Annotated in this window: 13 protein-coding genes; 5 read left to right on the plus strand and 8 right to left on the minus strand. The window is 71.7% G+C overall.

Translation table 11 applies throughout. The annotated features are described in order from the left end of the window. Nucleotides 1-6: 6 nt before the first annotated feature. Together GA0115234_RS38640 and GA0115234_RS38645 are read right to left on the minus strand one after the other, a co-directional pair. On the minus strand, nucleotides 7-642 hold the full coding sequence (locus tag GA0115234_RS38640) for a DJ-1/PfpI family protein (protein ID WP_093551146.1): 636 nt from the start codon (nucleotides 640-642) through the stop codon (nucleotides 7-9). Nucleotides 643-666: 24 nt separating this feature from the next. Next, the gene (locus tag GA0115234_RS38645) at nucleotides 667-1662 is read right to left on the minus strand and encodes a GlxA family transcriptional regulator (RefSeq protein ID WP_093551148.1); all 996 of its coding nucleotides are present in this window, start codon (nucleotides 1660-1662) and stop codon (nucleotides 667-669) included. A gap of 169 nt (nucleotides 1663-1831) precedes the next feature. On the opposite strand from GA0115234_RS38645, the gene GA0115234_RS38650 reads away from it, so the two are divergent. Both GA0115234_RS38650 and GA0115234_RS38655 read left to right on the plus strand, forming a co-directional pair. Next, a complete protein-coding gene (locus GA0115234_RS38650; protein ID WP_093551150.1) occupies nucleotides 1832-2695 on the plus strand; it encodes an SCO6745 family protein in 864 nt (287 codons plus the stop codon). 132 nt (nucleotides 2696-2827) lie between these two features. Continuing rightward, the gene (locus GA0115234_RS38655) at nucleotides 2828-5233 is read left to right on the plus strand and encodes a Tex family protein (RefSeq protein WP_093551152.1); all 2406 of its coding nucleotides are present in this window, start codon (nucleotides 2828-2830) and stop codon (nucleotides 5231-5233) included. A 429-nt stretch (nucleotides 5234-5662) separates the two neighbouring features. On the opposite strand, the gene GA0115234_RS38660 is transcribed toward GA0115234_RS38655, so the two are convergent. The 3 genes from GA0115234_RS38660 to GA0115234_RS38670 form a co-directional block, all read right to left on the minus strand. Further along, the gene (locus tag GA0115234_RS38660; RefSeq protein WP_093551154.1) at nucleotides 5663-7300 is read right to left on the minus strand and encodes an ABC-F family ATP-binding cassette domain-containing protein; all 1638 of its coding nucleotides are present in this window, start codon (nucleotides 7298-7300) and stop codon (nucleotides 5663-5665) included. Between the two features lie 91 nt (nucleotides 7301-7391). After that, nucleotides 7392-9161, minus strand: a complete 1770-nt coding sequence (locus GA0115234_RS38665; RefSeq protein WP_256088923.1) for a BCCT family transporter — start codon at nucleotides 9159-9161, stop codon at nucleotides 7392-7394. Nucleotides 9162-9283: 122 nt separating this feature from the next. Beyond that, on the minus strand, nucleotides 9284-11278 hold the full coding sequence (locus GA0115234_RS38670) for a Xaa-Pro dipeptidyl-peptidase (RefSeq protein ID WP_093551156.1): 1995 nt from the start codon (nucleotides 11276-11278) through the stop codon (nucleotides 9284-9286). Nucleotides 11279-11490: 212 nt separating this feature from the next. Between GA0115234_RS38670 and GA0115234_RS38675 the strand changes: the two genes are divergently transcribed. Together GA0115234_RS38675 and GA0115234_RS38680 are read left to right on the plus strand one after the other, a co-directional pair. Continuing rightward, nucleotides 11491-12984 carry a M1 family metallopeptidase gene (locus GA0115234_RS38675; protein ID WP_093551158.1) on the plus strand — a complete coding sequence of 498 codons (1494 nt, stop codon included), beginning with the start codon at nucleotides 11491-11493 and terminating at the stop codon, nucleotides 12982-12984. Between the two features lie 148 nt (nucleotides 12985-13132). Then, a complete protein-coding gene (locus tag GA0115234_RS38680) occupies nucleotides 13133-14182 on the plus strand; it encodes a LacI family DNA-binding transcriptional regulator (RefSeq protein ID WP_093551160.1) in 1050 nt (349 codons plus the stop codon). Here GA0115234_RS38680 and GA0115234_RS38685 read toward each other — a convergent pair whose 3' ends face one another. Further along, complete coding sequence (locus GA0115234_RS38685) at nucleotides 14183-15061, minus strand: oxygenase MpaB family protein (RefSeq protein WP_093551162.1); 879 nt, start codon at nucleotides 15059-15061, stop codon at nucleotides 14183-14185. It lies immediately after the preceding gene. Nucleotides 15062-15356: 295 nt separating this feature from the next. Between GA0115234_RS38685 and GA0115234_RS38690 the strand changes: the two genes are divergently transcribed. Beyond that, on the plus strand, nucleotides 15357-16331 hold the full coding sequence (locus GA0115234_RS38690) for an oxygenase MpaB family protein (protein WP_237542102.1): 975 nt from the start codon (nucleotides 15357-15359) through the stop codon (nucleotides 16329-16331). Here GA0115234_RS38690 and GA0115234_RS38695 read toward each other — a convergent pair. Further along, complete coding sequence (locus GA0115234_RS38695) at nucleotides 16249-16881, minus strand: TetR/AcrR family transcriptional regulator (protein ID WP_093551164.1); 633 nt, start codon at nucleotides 16879-16881, stop codon at nucleotides 16249-16251. The genes GA0115234_RS38690 and GA0115234_RS38695 overlap by 83 nt on opposite strands. A 160-nt stretch (nucleotides 16882-17041) precedes the next feature. Further along, nucleotides 17042-19732 carry a M4 family metallopeptidase gene (locus GA0115234_RS38700; protein ID WP_141718539.1) on the minus strand — a complete coding sequence of 897 codons (2691 nt, stop codon included), beginning with the start codon at nucleotides 19730-19732 and terminating at the stop codon, nucleotides 17042-17044. Nucleotides 19733-19778: the final 46 nt, after the last annotated feature.

The following is a 19778-nucleotide window of genomic DNA, read 5'->3' on the forward strand; positions in this document are numbered from 1 at the left end:
GGTGCCCTACTGGAGCAGGTAGTGGCGCTGGGCCCGGAACTTCTCGACCATGGACGCCGGGGCCTTCTCCGGTGAGCCCGCGTCGTAGGGCGGCTGCGGGTCGTACTCGGTCAGCAGCTGTACGGCCTGGGCGTGTTCGTCGCCCGCGATCCGGCCGGCCAGGGTGAGCCCCATGTCGATGCCGGACGAGACGCCCGCCGCGGTGACGTACTTGCCGTCGATGACGACCCGCTCGCTGGTCGGCTCGGCGCCGAGCTCCTCCAGTACGTCCAGCAGCAGCCAGTGCGACGTGGCCCGCCGGCCCGTCAGCAGTCCGGCCGCGGCGAGCAGCAGCGAGCCGGTGCAGACGGAGGTGGTCCAGGTGCTGGTGGCGTCGGCGGTGCGCAGCCAGCCGAGCAGCGCCTCGTTCTCCATCTGGTCGCGCTGGCCGGGGCCTCCGGGCACGATGACCACGTCGGGTGCCGGTACGTCGGCGAAGGCACGCTCGACGACGAGCGTGAGGGTGCCGGTGTCGTTGCGCACGGGTCCGGGCCGCTCGGCGACGAACACGGTCTCGGCGCCGGGGGTGCGGGCGAGCATCTCGTGGGGGCCCACCGCGTCGAGTGCGGTGAAGCGGTCGAAGAGGACGATGGCGATCTGCATGGGTTCCCTTTCGTGGTCGGGCGGTCAGTCGGTGACGGGACGGCCGTTCGTGATCGGCCGGTCGGCGGCGGGATGGGGGCGGAAGCGCCGGCGGTACTCGGTGGGAGCGGTGCCCAGCGCCTTGACGAACGCGCGGCGCATCGCCTCCGGGGTGCCGTAGCCGCAGGCGCGCGAGATGCCGGTGACACCGTCGGTGGTCTCCTCCAGCAGCCTGCGGGCCTGTTCGAGGCGTACGCGGTCGACGTACCGGCCCGGTGTGAGGCCCGTCTCGGCGTGGAAGGCGCGTGCGAAGTGACGGGGCGAGAGGCGGGCGCGTGCGGCGAGCGCCTCGACGCAGAGGTCCGCTCCGGGGTTCTCGGTGATCCAGTGCTGGACCTCGCGCAGCGGTTCGCGCCGGGCGGTCTGCGCGGTGAGCTGGGCGCTGAACTGGGCCTGGTTGCCGGGCCTGCGCAGAAAGACCACGAGGTGCCGGGCGATGGTGAGCGCGATGTCCCTGCCGTGGTCCTCCTCGACGAGGGCGAGGGCCAGGTCGATCCCCGCGGTGACCCCCGCGGAGGTCGCCAGCCTGCCGTCGCGCACGAAGATCGGGTCCGGGTCGACCTCGACGGCCGGGTGGTCGCGGGCGAGCTGCTCGCAGACCGTCCAGTGCGTGGTCACCCGGTGTCCGTCGAGCAGTCCGGCCCCGGCGAGCAGCAGGGCTCCGGTGCAGACGGAGACGAGCCGTTCGGCGTGCGGGGCGTGCTCCCGCAGCCAGTCGACGAGCGCCGGGTCGGGGGCGCGGGTGCCTTCGCCGCCGGGCACGAGGAGGGTGTGGGGCGGTTCGGCGTCGGCGAGCCGTCCGTCGGGGACGAGGGTCAGGCCGCTGCAGGTGCGGACCGGGGCGCCGTCGAGCGAGGCGGTGCGCGATTCGTACCCGGCCCCGGGGAAGCGGGAGGCCCCGGCGAAGACCTCCACCGGCCCGGTCACATCGAGGCTCTGGACACCGTCGTAGAGGACGACGAGTACGGATCGCTGCGTCATGCATGTCATCCTGGTCGGCCCGGATGATGGCCGCAATGACGAGAAACCCACCTTCCCTGCCATCTCGCGGCCGTGCCGGCTTCGGCGCCGCCCGGGGATTCCGGCCGTGCCCAGCAGTCGGTGCCGCCCAGGGATACCAGCCGTACCGACCAGTCAGTACTGTGCCCTCATGAGTACTCTGCCGCCTCGCGCCGGACGCCGCTGCCACAACGCCGTCAACCCGCTGCACTCGACGATCTACTTCTCCCCCGACCTCGGCAAGGAGCTCGGGGAACTGGGCATCGAAGACTCCAACGCCGTGTACTTCGCCACGCGTTCGGCGGCGATGGGTGCCGTCGGTCCGGGCACGGTCACCGCGGCGTTCTACAACTTCAACCACGACCACGTGGCCCGGCACCTGCCCGCCGTGTGGTCCGTCGCCTCGCCGCAGGCGGTCCTGGACGCCCGGCTGCGCGCCGTCGACACCACCCTGCGGCGGCTGCTGGGCGAGGAGGTGATCGCCTCCCCGGAACTGGCCGAGGCCGCCGGGCTGGCGCTGCGCGCGGCCGAGGGGTGCACCCGACACGCCCGGCCGCTCTACGCCGCCCATGCCGATCTCCCGGTGCCCGAGCAGCCGCATCTGGCGTACTGGCACGCCGGCGCGCTGCTGCGCGAACACCGCGGCGACGGCCATATCGCCGCCCTGCTGACCGCCGGACTCGACCCGCTGGAGGCGCTGGTCAGCCACACGGCGACCGGTAAGGGGATGTCCCCGCGCTGGATACTCGCCACCCGCGGCTGGGGCAGCGACGACTGGGACGCGGCCTGCGAACGACTGCGCGGGCGCGGACTCCTGGACGCCGAGGGCGAGCTGACGGAGGCGGGCATCGCGCTCCGGACGGAGCTGGAGGAGGCCACGGACCGGATGGACGCGGCCCCGTACGAGCATCTGGGCGCGGCGGGCGTGGAGCGGCTGACCGAGCTGACGCGGGGGTTCCTGTTCACCGCGGCGTCGGCGGGCGCGTTCCCCGAGGACCTGATGGGCAAGGGCTGAGCCGCCGTCCGGCCGACAACGGGGTGGCCGGGCGACACGGCGCCCGGCCACCCGGCACAATGCAGGCGAAGGGGCCCCGCCCCGGCATGCACAGCCAGTAGAGCCAGTACGAGAAGGCGAGTCGGTAGAACCGTGACGACGTCCATCGAAGGCAGGATCGCCGAGGAGCTCGGCGTACGCGAACGGCAGGTGAAGGCGGCCGTCGAGCTGCTCGACGGCGGGTCGACCGTGCCGTTCATCGCGCGCTACCGCAAGGAAGCGACCGAGATGCTCGACGACGCGCAGCTGCGCACGTTGGAGGAGCGGCTGCGGTATCTGCGGGAGCTGGAGGACCGCCGGACGGCGATCCTCGACTCGGTACGCGAGCAGGGCAAGCTGGACGAGGCGCTGGAGGCGCAGATCCGGGGTGCCGACACCAAGGCGCGCCTTGAGGACATCTACCTGCCGTTCAAGCCCAAGCGGCGCACCAAGGCCCAGATCGCCCGGGAGGCCGGGCTCGAACCGCTCGCCGACGGCCTGCTCGGCGACCCGTCGGTCGAGCCTCTCACCGCTGCCGCCGCCTTCGTCGACGCCGACAAGGGTGTCGCGGACGGCGCGGCGGCGCTGGAGGGGGCCCGCGCCATCCTCACCGAGCGGTTCTCCGAGGACGCCGATCTGATCGGTGAGCTGCGTGAGCGCATGTGGTCGCGCGGGCGGCTGGCCGCCAAGGTGCGGGACGGCAAGGAGGAGGCGGGCGCGAAGTTCGCCGACTACTTCGACTTCGCCGAGCCGTTCACCGCGCTGCCCTCGCACCGGGTGCTGGCGATGCTGCGGGGCGAGAAGGAGGACGTGCTCGATCTGGCCCTGGAGCCGGAGGAGCCCTCCGAGACGCCCGGCCCCTCGACGTACGAGAACATGGTCGCCCGGCGCTTCGGCGTGGCCGACCGCGGGCGTCCCGGTGACAAGTGGCTCGGCGACACCGTGCGCTGGGCCTGGCGGACCAGGATCCTGGTGCACCTCGGCATCGATCTGCGGCTGCGGCTGCGCACCGCGGCGGAGGACGAGGCGGTCCGCGTCTTCGCGTCGAACCTGCGCGATCTGCTGCTCGCCGCACCGGCCGGGACCCGGGCCACGCTCGGGCTCGACCCCGGTTTCCGTACGGGTGTGAAGGTGGCGGTCGTCGACGCGACCGGCAAGGTCGTCGCGACCGATGTCATCCACCCGCACGTCCCGGCGAACAAGTGGGACCAGTCGCTGGCCGCGCTGGAGCGGCTGGCGAGGGCGCACGACGTCGACCTGATCGCGATCGGCAACGGCACGGCGTCCCGCGAGACCGACAAGCTCGCCGGTGAACTCATCGACAAGCACCCCGAGTTGAAGCTCACCAAGGTGATGGTGTCCGAGGCGGGCGCCTCGGTGTACTCGGCGTCGGCCTTCGCCTCGCAGGAACTCCCCGACATGGACGTGTCGTTGCGCGGCGCCGTCTCCATCGCGCGGCGGCTGCAGGACCCCCTCGCCGAGCTGGTGAAGATCGACCCGAAGTCGATCGGGGTGGGCCAGTACCAGCACGACCTGTCCGAGGTGAAGCTGTCGCGTTCGCTGGACGCGGTCGTCGAGGACTGTGTGAACGGTGTCGGTGTCGACGTCAACACCGCGTCCGCCCCGCTGCTCTCGCGGGTGTCGGGGATCGGCTCGGGGCTCGCCGAGAACATCGTCGCGCACCGCGACGCCAACGGCCCCTTCCACTCCCGCAGGGCGCTGAAGGACGTGGCGCGGCTGGGCCCGAAGGCGTACGAGCAGTGCGCGGGCTTCCTGCGCATCCGGGGCGACGATCCGCTGGACGCGTCGAGCGTGCACCCGGAGGCGTATCCGGTGGTGCGGGCGATGGTGAAGCGGACCGGCGGCGACGTCGCCTCGCTGATCGGCAACACGGGCGTGCTGCGCTCGCTGCGGGCCGACGACTTCGTGGACGAGAAGTTCGGTCTGCCGACGGTCACCGACATCCTGAAGGAGCTGGAGAAGCCGGGGCGCGACCCCCGTCCGGCGTTCAAGACGGCCACCTTCAAGGAGGGCGTCGAGAAGATCGGCGATCTGGCGTCCGGGATGGTGCTGGAGGGTGTCGTCACCAATGTCGCGGCGTTCGGCGCGTTCGTGGACATCGGTGTGCACCAGGACGGCCTGGTGCATGTGTCGGCGATGTCGCGGACGTTCGTCAAGGACCCGAGGGACGTCGTGAAGCCGGGCGACATCGTCAAGGTCAAGGTCATGGACGTCGACGTCCCGCGGAAGCGGATCTCGTTGACGCTGCGGCTGGACGACGAGGCGACGGCGGCCGGTACGGGCCCCCAGGGCGGCAAGTCCGGGCGCGAGCGCGGTGAGCGCGGCGGCCAGGGCGGCCGTCCGCCGAGGCAGCGCCAGGGGCAGGGCGGCCAGGACCGCGACCGGCGCGGTGGCGGCGGCTCCGCCCGCCAGGCTCCGGCACCGGTGAACAGCGCGATGGCGGACGCCCTGCGGCGGGCCGGGCTGACGGACCCGGACCAGGGCGGCAGGAAGCGCTAGCGGGACCGGGCGGGGAGGGGTGTGCCCACGCGGCTCCCTCCCCGCCCTCGTCATGGGACCGCTGGGTGCGCCCCGTTCCGACGTATGCGACGGTATCGCCGTCCCGCACGGTCTCGCCGTCGCGCAGCAGCGCGTCACCGCCGTCGCGGTGGGCGAGGATGCGGGTCGCGCGTCGGCGGGTTCGCACGGGGCCTTCTGCGGGTCCGTCGGGCCGTTGCGGCCGGACGGTGGTCCTCGGCCGAACCGGCACCCACACTTGGCATGCCGGATTCCGATGCCATCGGGAGATACGGGCGGCTCGTCGGAGAACGCCCGTTCACTCGTCGGAGAACGCCCGCATACTGGTCGGAGAAGCCCGCTCATTCGGGGCGCAAGGCCAGGAGGCTCGACCTCTTCCGCGTACCGGAACGGATCGGCGGAGGGCTGGGCTCAGACCTCGGTCACCCTGCCCGCCGCCACCTCGACCCGTCGGGTGGTCCGTACCGCTTCCAGCATGCGCCGGTCGTGCGTCACCAGCAGCAGCGTCCCGGTGTACGAATCCAGCGCCGACTCCAGCTGCTCGATCGCGGGCAGATCGAGGTGGTTCGTCGGCTCGTCGAGCACCAGGAGGTTGACGCCCCTGCCCTGGAGCAGGGCGAGCGCCGACCGGGTCCGCTCTCCCGGTGAGAGGGTCGTGGCGGGGCGCATCACATGGTCGGCGCGCAGGCCGAACTTGGCGAGCAGCGTGCGCACTTCGGCCGGTTCGGTGTCCGGCACGGCCGCGCAGAACGCCTCAAGGAGCGACTCCGTGCCGTGGAACAGCTTGCGGGCCTGGTCGACCTCGCCGACCACCACGCCCGAGCCGAGCGCCGCGTGGCCGGAGTCCAGCGGGAGGCGGCCGAGCAGGGCGGCGAGCAGGGTGGACTTGCCCGCTCCGTTGGCGCCGGTGATGGCGACCCGGTCCGCCCAGTCGATCTGGAGCGATGCCGGGCCGAAGGAGAAGTCGCCGCGTACGGCCTGTGCTTCGCGCAGGGTCGCCACGACCGAGCCGGAGCGGGGTGCGGAGGCGATCTCCATCCGCAGTTCCCATTCCTTGCGCGGTTCGTCGACGACGTCGAGCCGTTCGATCATGCGCTGGGTCTGCCGGGCCTTCGCGGCCTGCTTCTCGCTCGACTCGCTGCGGAACTTGCGGCCGAGCTTGTCGGAGTCCGTGGCCTTGCGGCGGGCGTTCTTGACGCCCTTGTCCATCCAGGAGCGCTGCATCTGGGCGCGCCCTTCGAGGGCGGCGCGCTTGTCGGCGTACTCCTCGAACTCCTCGCGGGCGTGCCTGCGGGCGCGCTCGCGCTCCTCCAGATAGGCCGCGTAGCCACCGCCGTAGAGGTTGATCTGCTGCTGGGCCAGGTCCAGTTCGAGGACCTTGGTGACCGTGCGCATCAGGAATTCGCGGTCGTGGCTGATGACCACGGTGCCCGCGCGGAGCCCCGAGACATAGCGCTCCAGCCGCTCCAGGCCGTCCAGGTCGAGGTCGTTGGTGGGCTCGTCCAGCAGGAAGACGTCGTAGCGGGACAGGAGGAGGGAGGCCAGGCCCGCGCGGGCGGCCTGACCGCCGGAGAGCGCGGTCATCGGCAGGTCGAGGCCGATGGTCAGCCCGAGGTCGGCCGCGACCTCCTCGGCGCGCTCGTCCAGGTCCGCGCCGCCGAGGGCCAGCCAGCGCTCCAGCGTCTCGGAGTACGCGTCGTCGGCGCCCGGCGCCCCGTCGACGAGTCCCTGTGTCGCGGCGTCCATCGCCGTCTGGGCCCCGGCGACGCCGGTGCGGCGGGCCAGGAACTCCCGCACGGTCTCCCCCTCGCGCCGCTCCGGCTCCTGCGGGAGGTGCCCGACGGTGGCGGTGGGCGGGGAGAGCCGCAGCTCGCCCTCCTCCGGCCGGTCGAGTCCGGCCAGCAGCCGGAGCAGGGACGATTTTCCGGCCCCGTTGACTCCGACGAGACCGATCACGTCACCGGGCGCGACGACGAGGTCGAGTCCGGCGAAGAGTGTGCGGTCGCCGTGTCCGGCGGCGAGGTCCTTGGCGACGAGAGTGGCAGTCATCAGGGTGCCGATCCTAGTCGCCGCCGGGGGCGGAGCGGCCCGGCCGGTCCGCTCCGGCCGGGCCGCGGGTGCCCCCGGTCGTCGGGGGGCCTCAGCCCTCGCGCGGCGGGCCCGCCGGGCCGGAGGCGCCCGGTTCCGGGTCGTGGCCCTCGTGGAGCCCGGTGGTGACCTGGCTGCCGCCCGGTCCGATCCGGATCTCGAAGTCCCCGGCGTACTTCGCGTGGCCTTCGATGACCGCTGATTCGACCGCTTCCACGCCGAATTCGCGCCGCACGATCAGCGGGTCCTGGCGCAGGTCCCGCATCAGCGCCACGCACATGCCGATCATGACGAGGGTGAACGGCGCGGCGACCAGGATCGTCAGGTTCTGGAGCCCGGCGAGCGCGTCGCCCTTGCCGTTGCCGATGAGCAGCATGATCGCGGCCACGGCGCCGGTGACCACGCCCCAGAAGATGACGACCCACCTGGCCGGTTCGAGGATGCCCTTCTGGGAGAGCGTGCCCATGACGATGGAGGCGGCGTCGGCTCCCGAGACGAAGAAGATGCCGACCAGGATCATCACCAGCAGGCTCATCGCCGTGGCGATCGGGAACTGCTGGAGCACACCGAAGAGCTGTGCCTCCTGGGTGACGGCCTTGCCGAGCCGGCCGGCCTCCTGGAGGTCGATCGCCGTACCTCCGAAGATCGCGAACCAGACCAGGCTGACGGTGCTGGGCACCAGGATGACTCCGCCGATGAACTGGCGGATGGTCCGGCCGCGGCTGATCCGGGCGATGAACATGCCGACGAAGGGTGTCCAGGAGATCCACCAGGCCCAGTAGAAGACGGTCCAGTTGCCGAGCCACTCGGCCACGTCGCCCTTGCCGGTCGCTTCGGTGCGTCCGGCGAGCTGGGCGAGATTGCCGAAGTAGGCGGCGATCGACGTGGGCAGCAGGTCGAGCACGATGATGGTGGGACCCGCGACGAAGACGAAGACGGCGAGGGCCAGGGCGAGCACCATGTTGGTGTTGGAGAGCCACTGGATGCCCTTCTCCACGCCGGAGACCGCCGAGGCGACGAAGGCCACCGTCAGCGCGGCGATGATCAGGACCAGGAGCCCGGTGCCGGTCTCCTCCTTCCAGTGCAGCTCGTGGAAGCCGCTGCCGATCTGGAGGGCGCCGAGGCCCAGTGACGCGGCGGAGCCGAAGAGGGTCGCGAAGATGGCGAGGATGTCGATCAGCCGGCCGAGCCCGCCATGGGCGTGCCGGGTCCCGATGAGCGGCTCGAAGACGGCGCTGATCGTCTGCCGTCTGCGGCGCCGGAAGGTGCTGTACGCGATGGCCAGGCCGACCACGGCGTAGATCGCCCAGGGGTGGAGTGTCCAGTGGAACAGGGTGGTGGCCATCGCCGTCTGCATCGCGTCGGCGGCGTCGAAGGGGTGTGTGCCGGGCGGCGGGTTGGTGAAGTGGGCGAGCGGCTCGCTGACCCCGTAGAACATCAGGCCGATCCCCATGCCGGCGCTGAACATCATGGCGACCCAGGACACGGTCCGGAATTCGGGCTCCTCCCCCTCCTGACCGAGGACGATCTTGCCGTAGCGGCTGACGGCGAGCCAGAGCGCGAAGACCACGAAGCCGGAGGCGGCGAGCATGAAGGCCCAACCACCGTTGTGGATCAGCCCGTTGAGCATGGAGCTGGAGATGTCCTCCAGCGAGTCGGTGGCGGTGGCTCCCCAGACCACGAAGGCGAGGGTGAGGACGGCGGTGACGCCGAACACCACCCGGTCCGTCGTGGGGTGCCGGTTCTGGGCCGGGTCGCCGGGGAGCTCCGCCGTCACCGGCAGTTCACCCCGGCCGCCCGTTCTCTGTTCGTCCTGCGACACGGATGGCGCCTTTCACGGAAGCAGTTGTTTCACTCTCCGTAGGCAGTACCACACGCAGCGCTCGGCTCCGGGGACCAACAAGCCGTACGTGCCCGCCCGGTCCGGATGTTCAGCGGCAGGTGTTACGCGTGCCCGCCTCCCGGGACGCGCCGGGCGGGACGCGGTGCCGTCACGCCGGGGGCCTCGGCCGCCCGGGGCGGGGCCGCCGCGGAGGCGGAACCCGCGGTGGCGCGGACGAAGGCGCCGGTGCCGCCGACGAACGGCAGTTTCGCGGACGTGCGGGCCAGGTCGAGGGTGAGCGTGGGTGTGGAGTCCGGCGGGTCGATGAGGTCCCGGTCGGTGCCGGCGACGATCAGGGCGAGGCGGTGTCCGGCGGGTACGACATGGTCGGTGGCCGCCAGGTCGAGGGTGATCGTGTAGGCCCTGCCCGGGGTCAGGGGGCGGCCCTTTCCGGCGGAGGCGTACGTGCCGAGGTCGGCCCAGCCCCGGCTGACCACGGTCCGGTCGACGGTGGTGGTGTCGGCCCTGGTCTCCTTGAAGCAGGAGCTGTCCCCGGCCGTGCTCGGGCCCCAGCAGTTGCGGTCGGTGAGGGTGGTGATGCCCTCGCCGGACGCGCCGTAGTCGCGGATGGTGTCGGGGCCGATGTCGACGAGGACCGCCGAGAGATGGGCGGTCGAGGTGGTCGGGGTGGCGGTGACGGTCACGGTGGACGATCCGGAGAGCCTCAGGTCGGCGGTGAGCGGCGCGGTGCGGAATCCGGCCTTGGCGCCCGTGGAGCGGTCCAGGTCGGCGGCCCACTCCGTCTCGCTCTGCGCCGGGTCGTCGGTGAACGTCTCGGTGGCGCCGGGGCGGGCGGGCCGCAGGGCCAGGGTGCCGACGCCCGGTGTGCTCCCGGCGGCGGGGCGCACGGTGGTGGTGTGCGTGGTGCGGGGCGGCCAGACCCGGTCGGTGGACCACTGGTCGGGGTGGCGTTCGATGTCGGCCATCGGTTCCCGGTCGATGCCGTTGTCGTAGCCGAGGAGGTAGTGGTCGAACCAGCGGTGCAGCGTGTCGACCCACTCGGCGCGCCGGTAGTCGAAGGGGTCGACGTGCCCGGTCTGGGAGAGCCAGATCTTGCGCTCCACCCCCCGGTCCGCGAGGGCGTCCCACCACTGGCCGAGGTGCTTGGTACGGACGTTGAGGTCCTGCATGCCGTGGACGGCGAAGACGCTGGCGCGCACCTTGCGGGCGTCCTTCACGTAGTCGCGCGCGGCCCACTGCCGCGTCCAGTCGCCGGTGCGCGGTGCCCCGTCGACGAGCCGCTGCTGGACGGCGGCGCAGCGCCCGCGTGCCTCGGGGCTCTCCACGTAGCCGGAGAGCCACTCGGGGCCGCTGTCGTAGAGGGGTGCGCCCTGGGCGAAGTAGTAGTCGTACCAGGAGGAGATGGCGCTGATCGGGACGATGGTCCGCAGCCCGTCCACGCCGGTCGCCGCGACCCCGTTGGCGATGGTGCCGTCGTAGCTCTTGCCGATCATTCCGGTGCGGCCGTTCGACCAGCCGGCCGTGGCGCGGGCGGAGCCGGTGCGGGTGGTGTAGCCGCGGGCGCGGCCGTTCAGCCAGTCGATCACGGCCTTGGCGGACTGGACGTCGGAGCGGCCTCCGACATCGACGCAGCCGTCGGAGCGATTGGTACCGGCCAGATCGACGGCGACGAAGGCGTAGCCGCGCGGTACGAAGTAGTTGTCGTAGTGGAGCGGGAACCCGACCGGCCTGCCGTCGGCGTCGTACGTCTTGAGCTGGCTCTCGTTGCCGCGCCCGCAGCAGGAGTAGTACGGGCTGGCGTCCATGATCACGGGGATCTTCCGGCCCTGCCGGGCGGGTTCCCGGGGCCGGACGATGTCGGCGGCGACGCGGTCGGTCCGCCCGTCCCCGTCGCCGTCCAGCCCGGTGTCGACCCAGACCGATTCGCGGACGGCGTCCCCGTACGAGTAGACGGGCCTGCTCTCCGGCGGCCGGGTCTCCCGGGGGCTCGCTCCCTGCGCACCCGACGGGGAGAGCAGGACGGCCATCAGGGCGGCGACGGCCGCCACCACCAGCGATCTGTACCTCGAACGGAGGCCTCGCGCACATGTCGGCATGGGCGGAAGGTACCCCGGGTCAACTCCCGTGCGACAGAGGGCGATCAGTGGCAGATATGGCATGATCATGGCGCAAAGGCGGCGGTCGCCGTGGCGGCCGAATGGCGATCGTGTGACAGCTGCGGCCATGGACACCACTGGGGCGGCAGTCGCTGAATAGTCTCGACGTGACGGTTCGAAAGATCATTCGCCCCGACCACTTGGAGTATTCCGTGCACCGCAGACTCATCGTCCCGAGCGCACTCGCGGCCTCCCTGCTGCTGGCGATCCCGGCCTCGGCCGCCGGAGGCACCGTGGGCGCCCCGGGCATCGGCGACCCCTACTACCCGGCCAGTGGCAACGGCGGCTACGACGTCTCGCACTACGACCTGCGGCTGAAGTACCAGCCCGCGACGGATCTGCTGGAGGGCACGGCGACGATCCTCGCCACGACCACCCAGGAACTCTCCCGTTTCAACCTGGACTTCGGGCTGGACGTCTCCGAGGTCCGGGTGAACGGCAAGAAGGCCGGCCATGTGAAGAACGGCGAGCAGGAGCTGGAGATCACCCCGGCCGCCCCGCTGGCGAAGGGCAAGGCCGTCTCGGTGGTCGTGCGGTATGCCGGGAAGCCCTCCGAGGTGAAGATCAACGGCTGGACGTCCTGGGTCCGCACTCCGGACGGCGCGGTGGCCGCCCAGGAGCCGGAGTCGGCCGCGTGGTGGTTCCCCGGCAACGACCACCCGCTGGACAAGGCGACGTACGACATCTCCGTCTCCGTCCCGGACGGTACCCAGGCGATCAGCAACGGCACGCTGCAGTCGCAGAGTTCCAAGTTCGGCTGGACCCGCTTCAACTGGCGTTCCAGCAAGCCGCAGGCGACGTATCTGACGACGCTGGCGGTCGGGAAGTTCGACATCACCACGGACACCACGTCGGACGGGCTGCCGGTCGTCAACGCGTACAGCAAGGACCTCGGCGCCAACGCCGGAGCGGCCCGCGCCAGCATCGAGCGGAGCGCCGAGGTCGCCGAGTGGCTGACGGAGGTCTTCGGGCCGTACCCCTTCGACGCGCTGGGCGGATACTCCCCCAACGTGACGAGCGGCTTCGCGCTGGAGACCCAGACCCGGCCGTTCTACAGCCCGAAGCAGTTCGCGAACGGGGCGAACGTCTCGGTCGTCGTCCATGAGCTGGCGCACCAGTGGTACGGCGACAGCGTGTCCCTCAAGGGCTGGAAGGACATCTGGATCAACGAGGGCTTCGCCCGCTACAGCCAGTGGCTGTGGTCGGAGAAGGAGGGCGAGGGAACCGCGCAGGAGCTGGCGGACTACACCTACGCCCAGCATCCGGCCGACGACGCCTTCTGGACGGTGAAGCCCGGCGACCCGGGCCCCGACAACCAGTTCGACACCGCCGTCTACGACCGGGGCGCCCTGGCCCTCCAGGCGCTGCGCAACGAACTGGGCGACGAGACGTTCTTCGCGCTGCTGAAGGGCTGGCCCGCCGAGCACGCCTACGGGAACGCGAGCGTGAGCGACTTCGTCTCGTACGCGGAGCGGGTCTCGGGCAAGCCGCTCGCGGCCCTCTTCGACGCCTGGCTGTTCCGGCCGGCCCGGCCCGAGGCCCCGGCGGCGGCCGGGGCGCACGCCCTGCACGCCACCGGGCAGCCCGCGCGGCCCGCCTCCTGGAAGAAGATCGAGGCGACGAACTCCGTGCACGACCACCGCTGACGGGTCCGGGCACCGCCGTCCCTTTCCCCTGGTGGGGGCGGTGGTGCCCGGCGGCGGGCCGGTGGCGCCGGTTAGGCTGACGGTGTCGGTGCCGTCCGGCCGGCCAGGCCGTTCTCCGGCCCGATCCCGCGTGTACGAGGAGCGTCCCTTGTCCGGTCCGTCCCACGATGCCGTTCGCGATGCCCGCCCCACCCTGGAGGCCGTGGCGGCTCGCGCCGGGGTCTCGCGGGCGACGGCCTCCCGGGTGGTGAACGGCGGGGCCGGGGTGCGCAAGCCGCTGGTGGACCAGGTGCGCAAGGCGGTCGAGGAGCTCGGCTATGTGCCGAACCACGCCGCCCGGACCCTGGTCACCCGGCGCAACGGAGCGGTCGCCGTGATCATCGACGAGCCGGAGTTCCGGATCTTCTCCGACCCGTTCTTCTCCCGGCAGATCCGCGGCATCAGCCGTGAACTCACCCTGCACGACTCCCAGTTGGTTCTGCTCCTGGTGGAAGGGCGGGGTGATTTCGACCGGGTCGCCCGCTATCTGGCCGGCGGCCATGTGGACGGCGTACTGGCCTTCTCGCTGCACACCGACGACGGACTCCCCGCGATCATCCGCCGGTTCCGGGTGCCCGCGGTCTACGGCGGCCGGCCCGGCCGGCCGGGCGCCGCTTTGGGACCGGCCGTCCCGTACGTCGACTGCGACAACCGCGGCGGCGCGGCCGAGGCGGTACGCCATCTCGTCGCCCTGGGGCGGCGGCGGATCGCGCACATCGCCGGACCGCGCGACCAGACCTCGGCCCTGGACCGGGTCGACGGCTACCTCGACGTGCTGCCCGACGGCGATCCGGGCCTGGTCGCGGACGGCGACTTCACCGTCGAGGGCGGTGCGCGGGCGATGGCGGAGCTGCTCGACCGCCACCCCGGCCTGGACGCGGTCTTCGCCGCCAACGACCTGATGGCCTCGGGTGCCCTGCGGGTGCTGCGCGAGCGCGGCCGGAGCGTGCCGGACGAGGTGGCCCTGGTCGGCTTCGACGACATGGTGTCCATAGCCGAGGCCACCGATCCTCCACTGACGACGGTCCGTCAGGATGTGGAGGGCATGGGCCGGTTGATGGTGCGGATGCTGATGGACCTCCTGAGCGACGAGGCCGGGGGCGACGACCGGACTTCGGTGATCACACCGACCGAGCTGGTGCGCCGGGCCTCCGCCTGATCACTCCCCCGCCCGGACGGCCCGGCGATGGGCCGCCCGCGCCCGGCGCGCGTACGGCAGATAGCGCAGCCGCTCGGGGAGCACGGGCACCACGCGCCGCACCACCCCGCAGAACCGCCGTAGCGTGCGCTCCTGGGCGTCCGTCCACTCCAGCCCGATGGCCTCCCGCGCCTCCGGCGGCATCAGCCCGATGGTGACGAAGCGCCGGAACCGGGCCAGCGGCGGGAACAGCACCGGCCACAGCAGCTTCAGCGACAGCCTGAGCGCCAGCGGCCCGCGGTCCGGCGGCGGCACGGGACGGTCGGTGGCGACCAGGTCCTCGACGACCGGGGTCGACTCGATCTCCTCGGCGAGCACCTTGCGGTAGTACGGCCAGAACTCCTCGATCGTCTGCGGCATGTCCCGGTCGTGGATGCCGAGGATCCGGCCGACCTGGAGCCACTCCCGGTACAGGGCCCGCTCCTGCGCCGGGGTGAGCGGGCGGACGAGATAGCGCGCGGCGTGCTGGTAGACGGGGAAGCCGGTGGCGTGCACCCACGCGTAGTTCGCGGGCGACAGCGCATGGTAACCGCGCCCCCGGGTGTCGGTGCCCTGGATGGTGCGGTGCAGCCGGCGCAGTCTGCGCCCCTCCTCGGCCGCCGCCTCGCCGCCGTACACCCAGAGCTGGAGCGAGCGCAGGGACCTCTCGCCGCGTCCCCACGGGTCCGTGCGGAAGACGGAGTGCTCGTCGACACCGGCGCCGACCGCCGGGTGGGCGACCTGGAGGGTGAGCGCGGCGGGCAGCATCAGCAGGGCCCGGATGTCGCCCGAGAGGCTCCAGAGCACACCGCCGGGCGGTGGCGGGGCGGGGTTCCGGGCTTCGGCGGCTGGACTGCTCATCACGGTGCTCCCGACGGTCGGCGGGCGCGCGGCTCGGCGCCCGGCCCCTTGCGTGATCCAGTATGCGAGCCCTCCGGAAGTCATGCGCACCGGCCCCCGCGGCACCGCGTCGCGGGTCCGCCCGTCGGCGGTGTTGACGGGACTCGTGAAACAAGTCGATAGTATTTGTAACTTTGACTCCCGGACCGGATGGTTCGTCAGATCTCTTGCAAGACAGGTGAGTTGGTCCGTCGCATGGCGACAGCCCACAGGAACGGTCCCGCGGGGAGTCGGTACCCGGACAGGAGGGCACACCATGGGCCGATACAGCCGCCTGCACGAGATACGCCGGATGGATCCGGCGCGCGACTACGCCGAGATCCTTCGGCTGATCTCCGCGTACGAGTTCCCCTGGGACTACCGGCAGGGGGTGAGCGTCGCCTTCCTCCGGGACTACGGCGTCCCCCGGATCTCCGTGCTCCTCGACCGGACCCAGGAGTTCGAGCGGGCCGGACAGAAGCGGTACGACGACACGGTGCTGATCGGGTACGAGATGGCCGTCGACGGCTTCGACTCGGAGCGCGGGCGGGCGGCCGCGCGCCATCTCAACCGGATCCACGGCAAGTACCGGATCCCGAACGACGACTTCCGCTATGTCCTCGCGACCACGGTCGTGGGGCCGAAGCGCTGGATCGACCGGTTCGGCTGGCGGCCCCTGTGCGCCCAGGAGGTCCAGGCCCTGGTGGAGGCGGGCCGCAAGACGGGGGCGATGATGGGCATCGAGGGGGTGCCCGACACCTATGAGGGCTTCGAGCGGCTCCTCGACTCCTACGAGGAGCGGATGTTCGCGTACGACCCGGCGAACCGGCGGGTCGCGAACGCCACGTTCCGCGTGATCGCGAGCTGGTATCCGCGTCCGTTGCGGCCCCTGGTGGCGCGGGTCGCGCTCGCGGTGCTGGACGAGCCGCTGCTGGCGGCGCTGGGCTTCCGGCCGCAGCCGCGGTGGGTGCGGACCTCGGCGTCGGCGGCTCTGCGTCTGCGCGCCCGCTGTGTCCGCCGGCTGCCGGCCCGGCCCCGCAGGTTTCCGGCGCGCCCGCGGCCCCGTACGTACCCCTTCGGCTGGCGGCTCGACGACCTCGGCCCGCACTGGGCCCGCAGCCGCCCGGTGGAACCGCTGCCCGACGAGACGGGCGGCGGGACGGGAGGTGCTATCCGGCAGCGAGCAACGGCACCAGATAGCGGCGGGCGAACTCCCGCACCTGGGTGTCGTCGTCCAGCTGGAAACAGCTGACGGGGTTGAGGAGGAAGGAGACGGTGATCCGCACCATCAGTTCGGCGACCGGGGTCGGATCGCTGGCCGGCCGGCCCTCGGCGCGCCGGGCGTCACGCAGCCGGTCGGCCAGGTACGCGCGGATGGCGAGGAAGGCCGGTCCGCTCTCCAGGGTCAGGAACGGCAGCATCGTCTCGGGCTCCAGCCTCAGGAGACCACCGATGAGCGGATGCTCGCGGATGTGCCGGAGCACCGCGGCGAAGCCCTCGACGAGCCGGTCCTGTGTCGTCGGCAGCGCGGCCACGGCCTCGTCCACCTCCACGACGAAGCGGCGGTACTCGCGCAGCAGACAGGCGGAGACGAGGCTGTCCTTGTTGCCGATCCGCCGGTACACGGTCACGCGCGAGACCCTGGCGCGCTTGGCGACGTCGTCGACGGTGGAGCGGCGCAGCCCGAAGGTCGTGAACTGCTCGCGCGCGGCGTCCAGGATCCGCTCGATCAGCGCGTCGGAGGGCGGTGTGGCGCGGAGCGCCAGGGCCAGCTCCGCCTCGTCGGTGCTCCGTGCCGTCATGGGCCCTCCCCCGTTCCGCCGCTTCCACCCCACCATAGGAGCCGATACGGAGTGACTCACCCCGTATCTCTGTATCCACATCCCTGTATCCACGCGGGCAGGGCGGCCACCGGGGTCCGGTGGGCGCCCTGCCGAGGGGTGTGTTCGGTCCGGCCGGTACCTACTCGCAGGTCCCGGCGAACGTTTCGCGGGTCACCACGTCGGTGGCCGCGGCGGTGGTGTCCAGCCAGGCGACGCGCCGGCCGTCACCGAGCGACGGGGCCAGCTGTGCGCCGGAGGAGCAGGAGACACGGGTGAAGTTGTCGAGGCCCGCGAGCACATCGGCGGTCCTGGCGACCTTCACCTTGCCCGGCCCGCTCCAGGAGCCGAGCGCTCCCCAGAAGTCGTAGGTGGAGTAGGCGAAGTACCGGTCGTTGACCGAGAACTGGGCGAGGTACGTGCTCGTCGGGTAGCGCAGCGTGGCCGCCGTGGACAGGTCGCCGAGCGGAGCGGAGACGAACTTCGAGGACGGGATCAGGAAGCCGCCCGTCTCCCGCCAGAAGACGCGGTCCGAGGTCAGCTGGATGTCCGAGACGTAGTCGAAGAGGAAGCCGGCGATCCGCTTGCTCTGTGTGGTGCCCTTCGAGATGTCGTGGACATGGACGTACGTGCCGTCACCGCCGGCCCAGGCGATCCGGCCGTGCTTCATCGTGAGGTGGGCGGCCTTGGTGCCGGCCTCGGGGGTCACATTGACCGTGGTGCCGTCGGCCTTGCGGAGCATGACGTCCTGCTCGCCGTCGGCGGTGGTGCTGATGTAGGCGAGCGCGCCGTGGTCGGTCACCGGCTCGGTCTCGTCCGCGTCCGGGCGGTCGACCAGCTTCTTGACCGCTCCCTGGCCCTTCGCACCGGCCCGGTAGACGCCGATGCCGTCGGCGGTGATCCGGGTGAAGACGATGCGGTCGTCGTCCAGGGAGGGGTCGAGCAGATAGGCGTCCTCCTGGGCCAGTTCGTGCTTCGGCTTCTTCCCGAAGCGGCCCACGGTGATGCCGAAGGCGGCGCTGCCCTGGCCCCAGGCGATGGCGTCGCCGTGGCTGATCGCGTAGACGTCGCCGTTGATCTGCGCGGCCTGCTCGTCGACGCCGCTGTAGACCTCGTAGGCGGGCAGGACGCCGGCGCCGATGGTGGTGCCGTCGTGTGTGCCGCCCTTCTTCTCCCAGCCGGTCTCGATGCCGTGGTCGTCGAAGGCCTTGGCGATGACGGCGAGATCGGCCTTGGAGACGTGCAGGGACTTGGCCGCGAGGGTGACCGCGTTGCGCATGTCGGTGAAGCCGGACAGCGGGGTGAGGTAGTTCTGCGCGGACCGGTAGACGATCTGGTCGGCGAGCTCGCTGTCGAGGTTCTTGCGCATGTCCCACAGCGCGCCGCCGACGATGGTGGAGTTGTAGTGCACTCCGCCGTTGTCGATGTCGAGCGTGACGGGCTGGTAGTCCTTCTGCGCGTCGCGCCCGTCGTTCAGGTCGCGCAGGGCGCACTCCGCCAGCGGCTTGGTGCCGTTGCAGAGGTACTCCCCGATGAGGCCGGACGCCGGGTCGCTCATCGCGATGCCCTTGTCGGCGGTCTCCATGGCGTTGCCGAAGTAGTCGGATATCGCCTCGTTGAGGGCGCCGGACTGGTTGAGGTAGACGAGCCCGGCGGAGTGCTCGGTGACCCCGTGCGTCATCTCGTGGCCGACGACGTCCAGGCCGACGGAGAGCGGCACGCCGTCCATGTGGCCGTAGACCATCTTGGAGCCGTCCCAGAAGGCGTTGGCGTAGTCCTTGCCGTTCGCGGCGACGTTGACGACCGAGGAGATCGTGCCGCCCTTGCCGTCCACCCCGTCGCGGCCGATCCGGTCCTTGTAGTACTCGTACACCTTCGCCGCGTTCAGATGCGCGTCGACCGCGCCCGACGAGGTGTTGGCGCCGTCGAAGCGGTCGCTCGCCGACGCACCCAGCCGGATGTCGTCGGTGACCGGGCCGCCCGCGACGGCCGTGTACTCCTTGCGGTTCGCGTCGTAGGTACGGATCTGGCCGCCGGTCCGCGGATACATGGCGCGGGTGGAGTCGACGAGCGTGTACGAGCCGTCCGCCTCCTTGTTGACGTCGAGCTCCGTCTCGGTGCCGTCGACGCGTACGCCCGTCCCCTGCGCGGGCGACGCGTCGGCCGCGTCGATGTTGTTGTACGAGAGAGCGATGCCGCCCACCCGCGCGTCGACGTACACCTCCTGGCGCACCGGGGAACCGTTCGCCTTGCCGCCGGTGACCGTGAAGTGCCAGGCCAGCCTGCCGCCCCGGGCGTCGGGGAGCACGGACAGGCCGTGCGCCTCGGTCCTCGCGCCCCGCACTCCGGACAGGCCGCGGTCGAGCGTGAACATCCGCCGCTTCGCGGTGGCTTCGCTCACCTTCGGCGTGGTGGAGACGGTGAGGTCCGTGTAGAGCGTGCCGGTCGCGGACGTGACCTGCTGGCCGCCGTCGGCCGCCTGGGTCTGCACCGCGTACTCGGCGCCGAAGACCGGGACGCCGTCGTGCTTCTGCTGGAAGCGCACCGAGGACTGCTCGCCGTCCCTGGTCGTCCTGACCGTCCTCAGGTCGGAGACGGGGACCTTGTACGTGTCCTCATGGGCCTTGATGTGGGCTCGGGCCGCCTCGGCCGGAGTGCCCTGGCGGGCGGACCCGTCCAGGCCCTGCGTCATCGCCGGGGCGACACCCACCGGGTCGGGCGTCCGCGCGGTGGCGGTGCCGCCCGCCCAGGCCGGTGCGGCCAGCAACGATGCGCCGGTCGCGGCGGCCACCACTCCGGTCGCCAGCATCCGCAGCACGTTTGTTCGTCTCACAGGACCTCCCCATCGCACACCTGCGCCTGAGCCGGGGGCCTCAGGC

The sequence above is a fragment of the Streptomyces sp. DvalAA-43 genome (assembly GCF_900091725.1).
Taxonomy (GTDB): domain Bacteria; phylum Actinomycetota; class Actinomycetes; order Streptomycetales; family Streptomycetaceae; genus Streptomyces; species Streptomyces pulveraceus.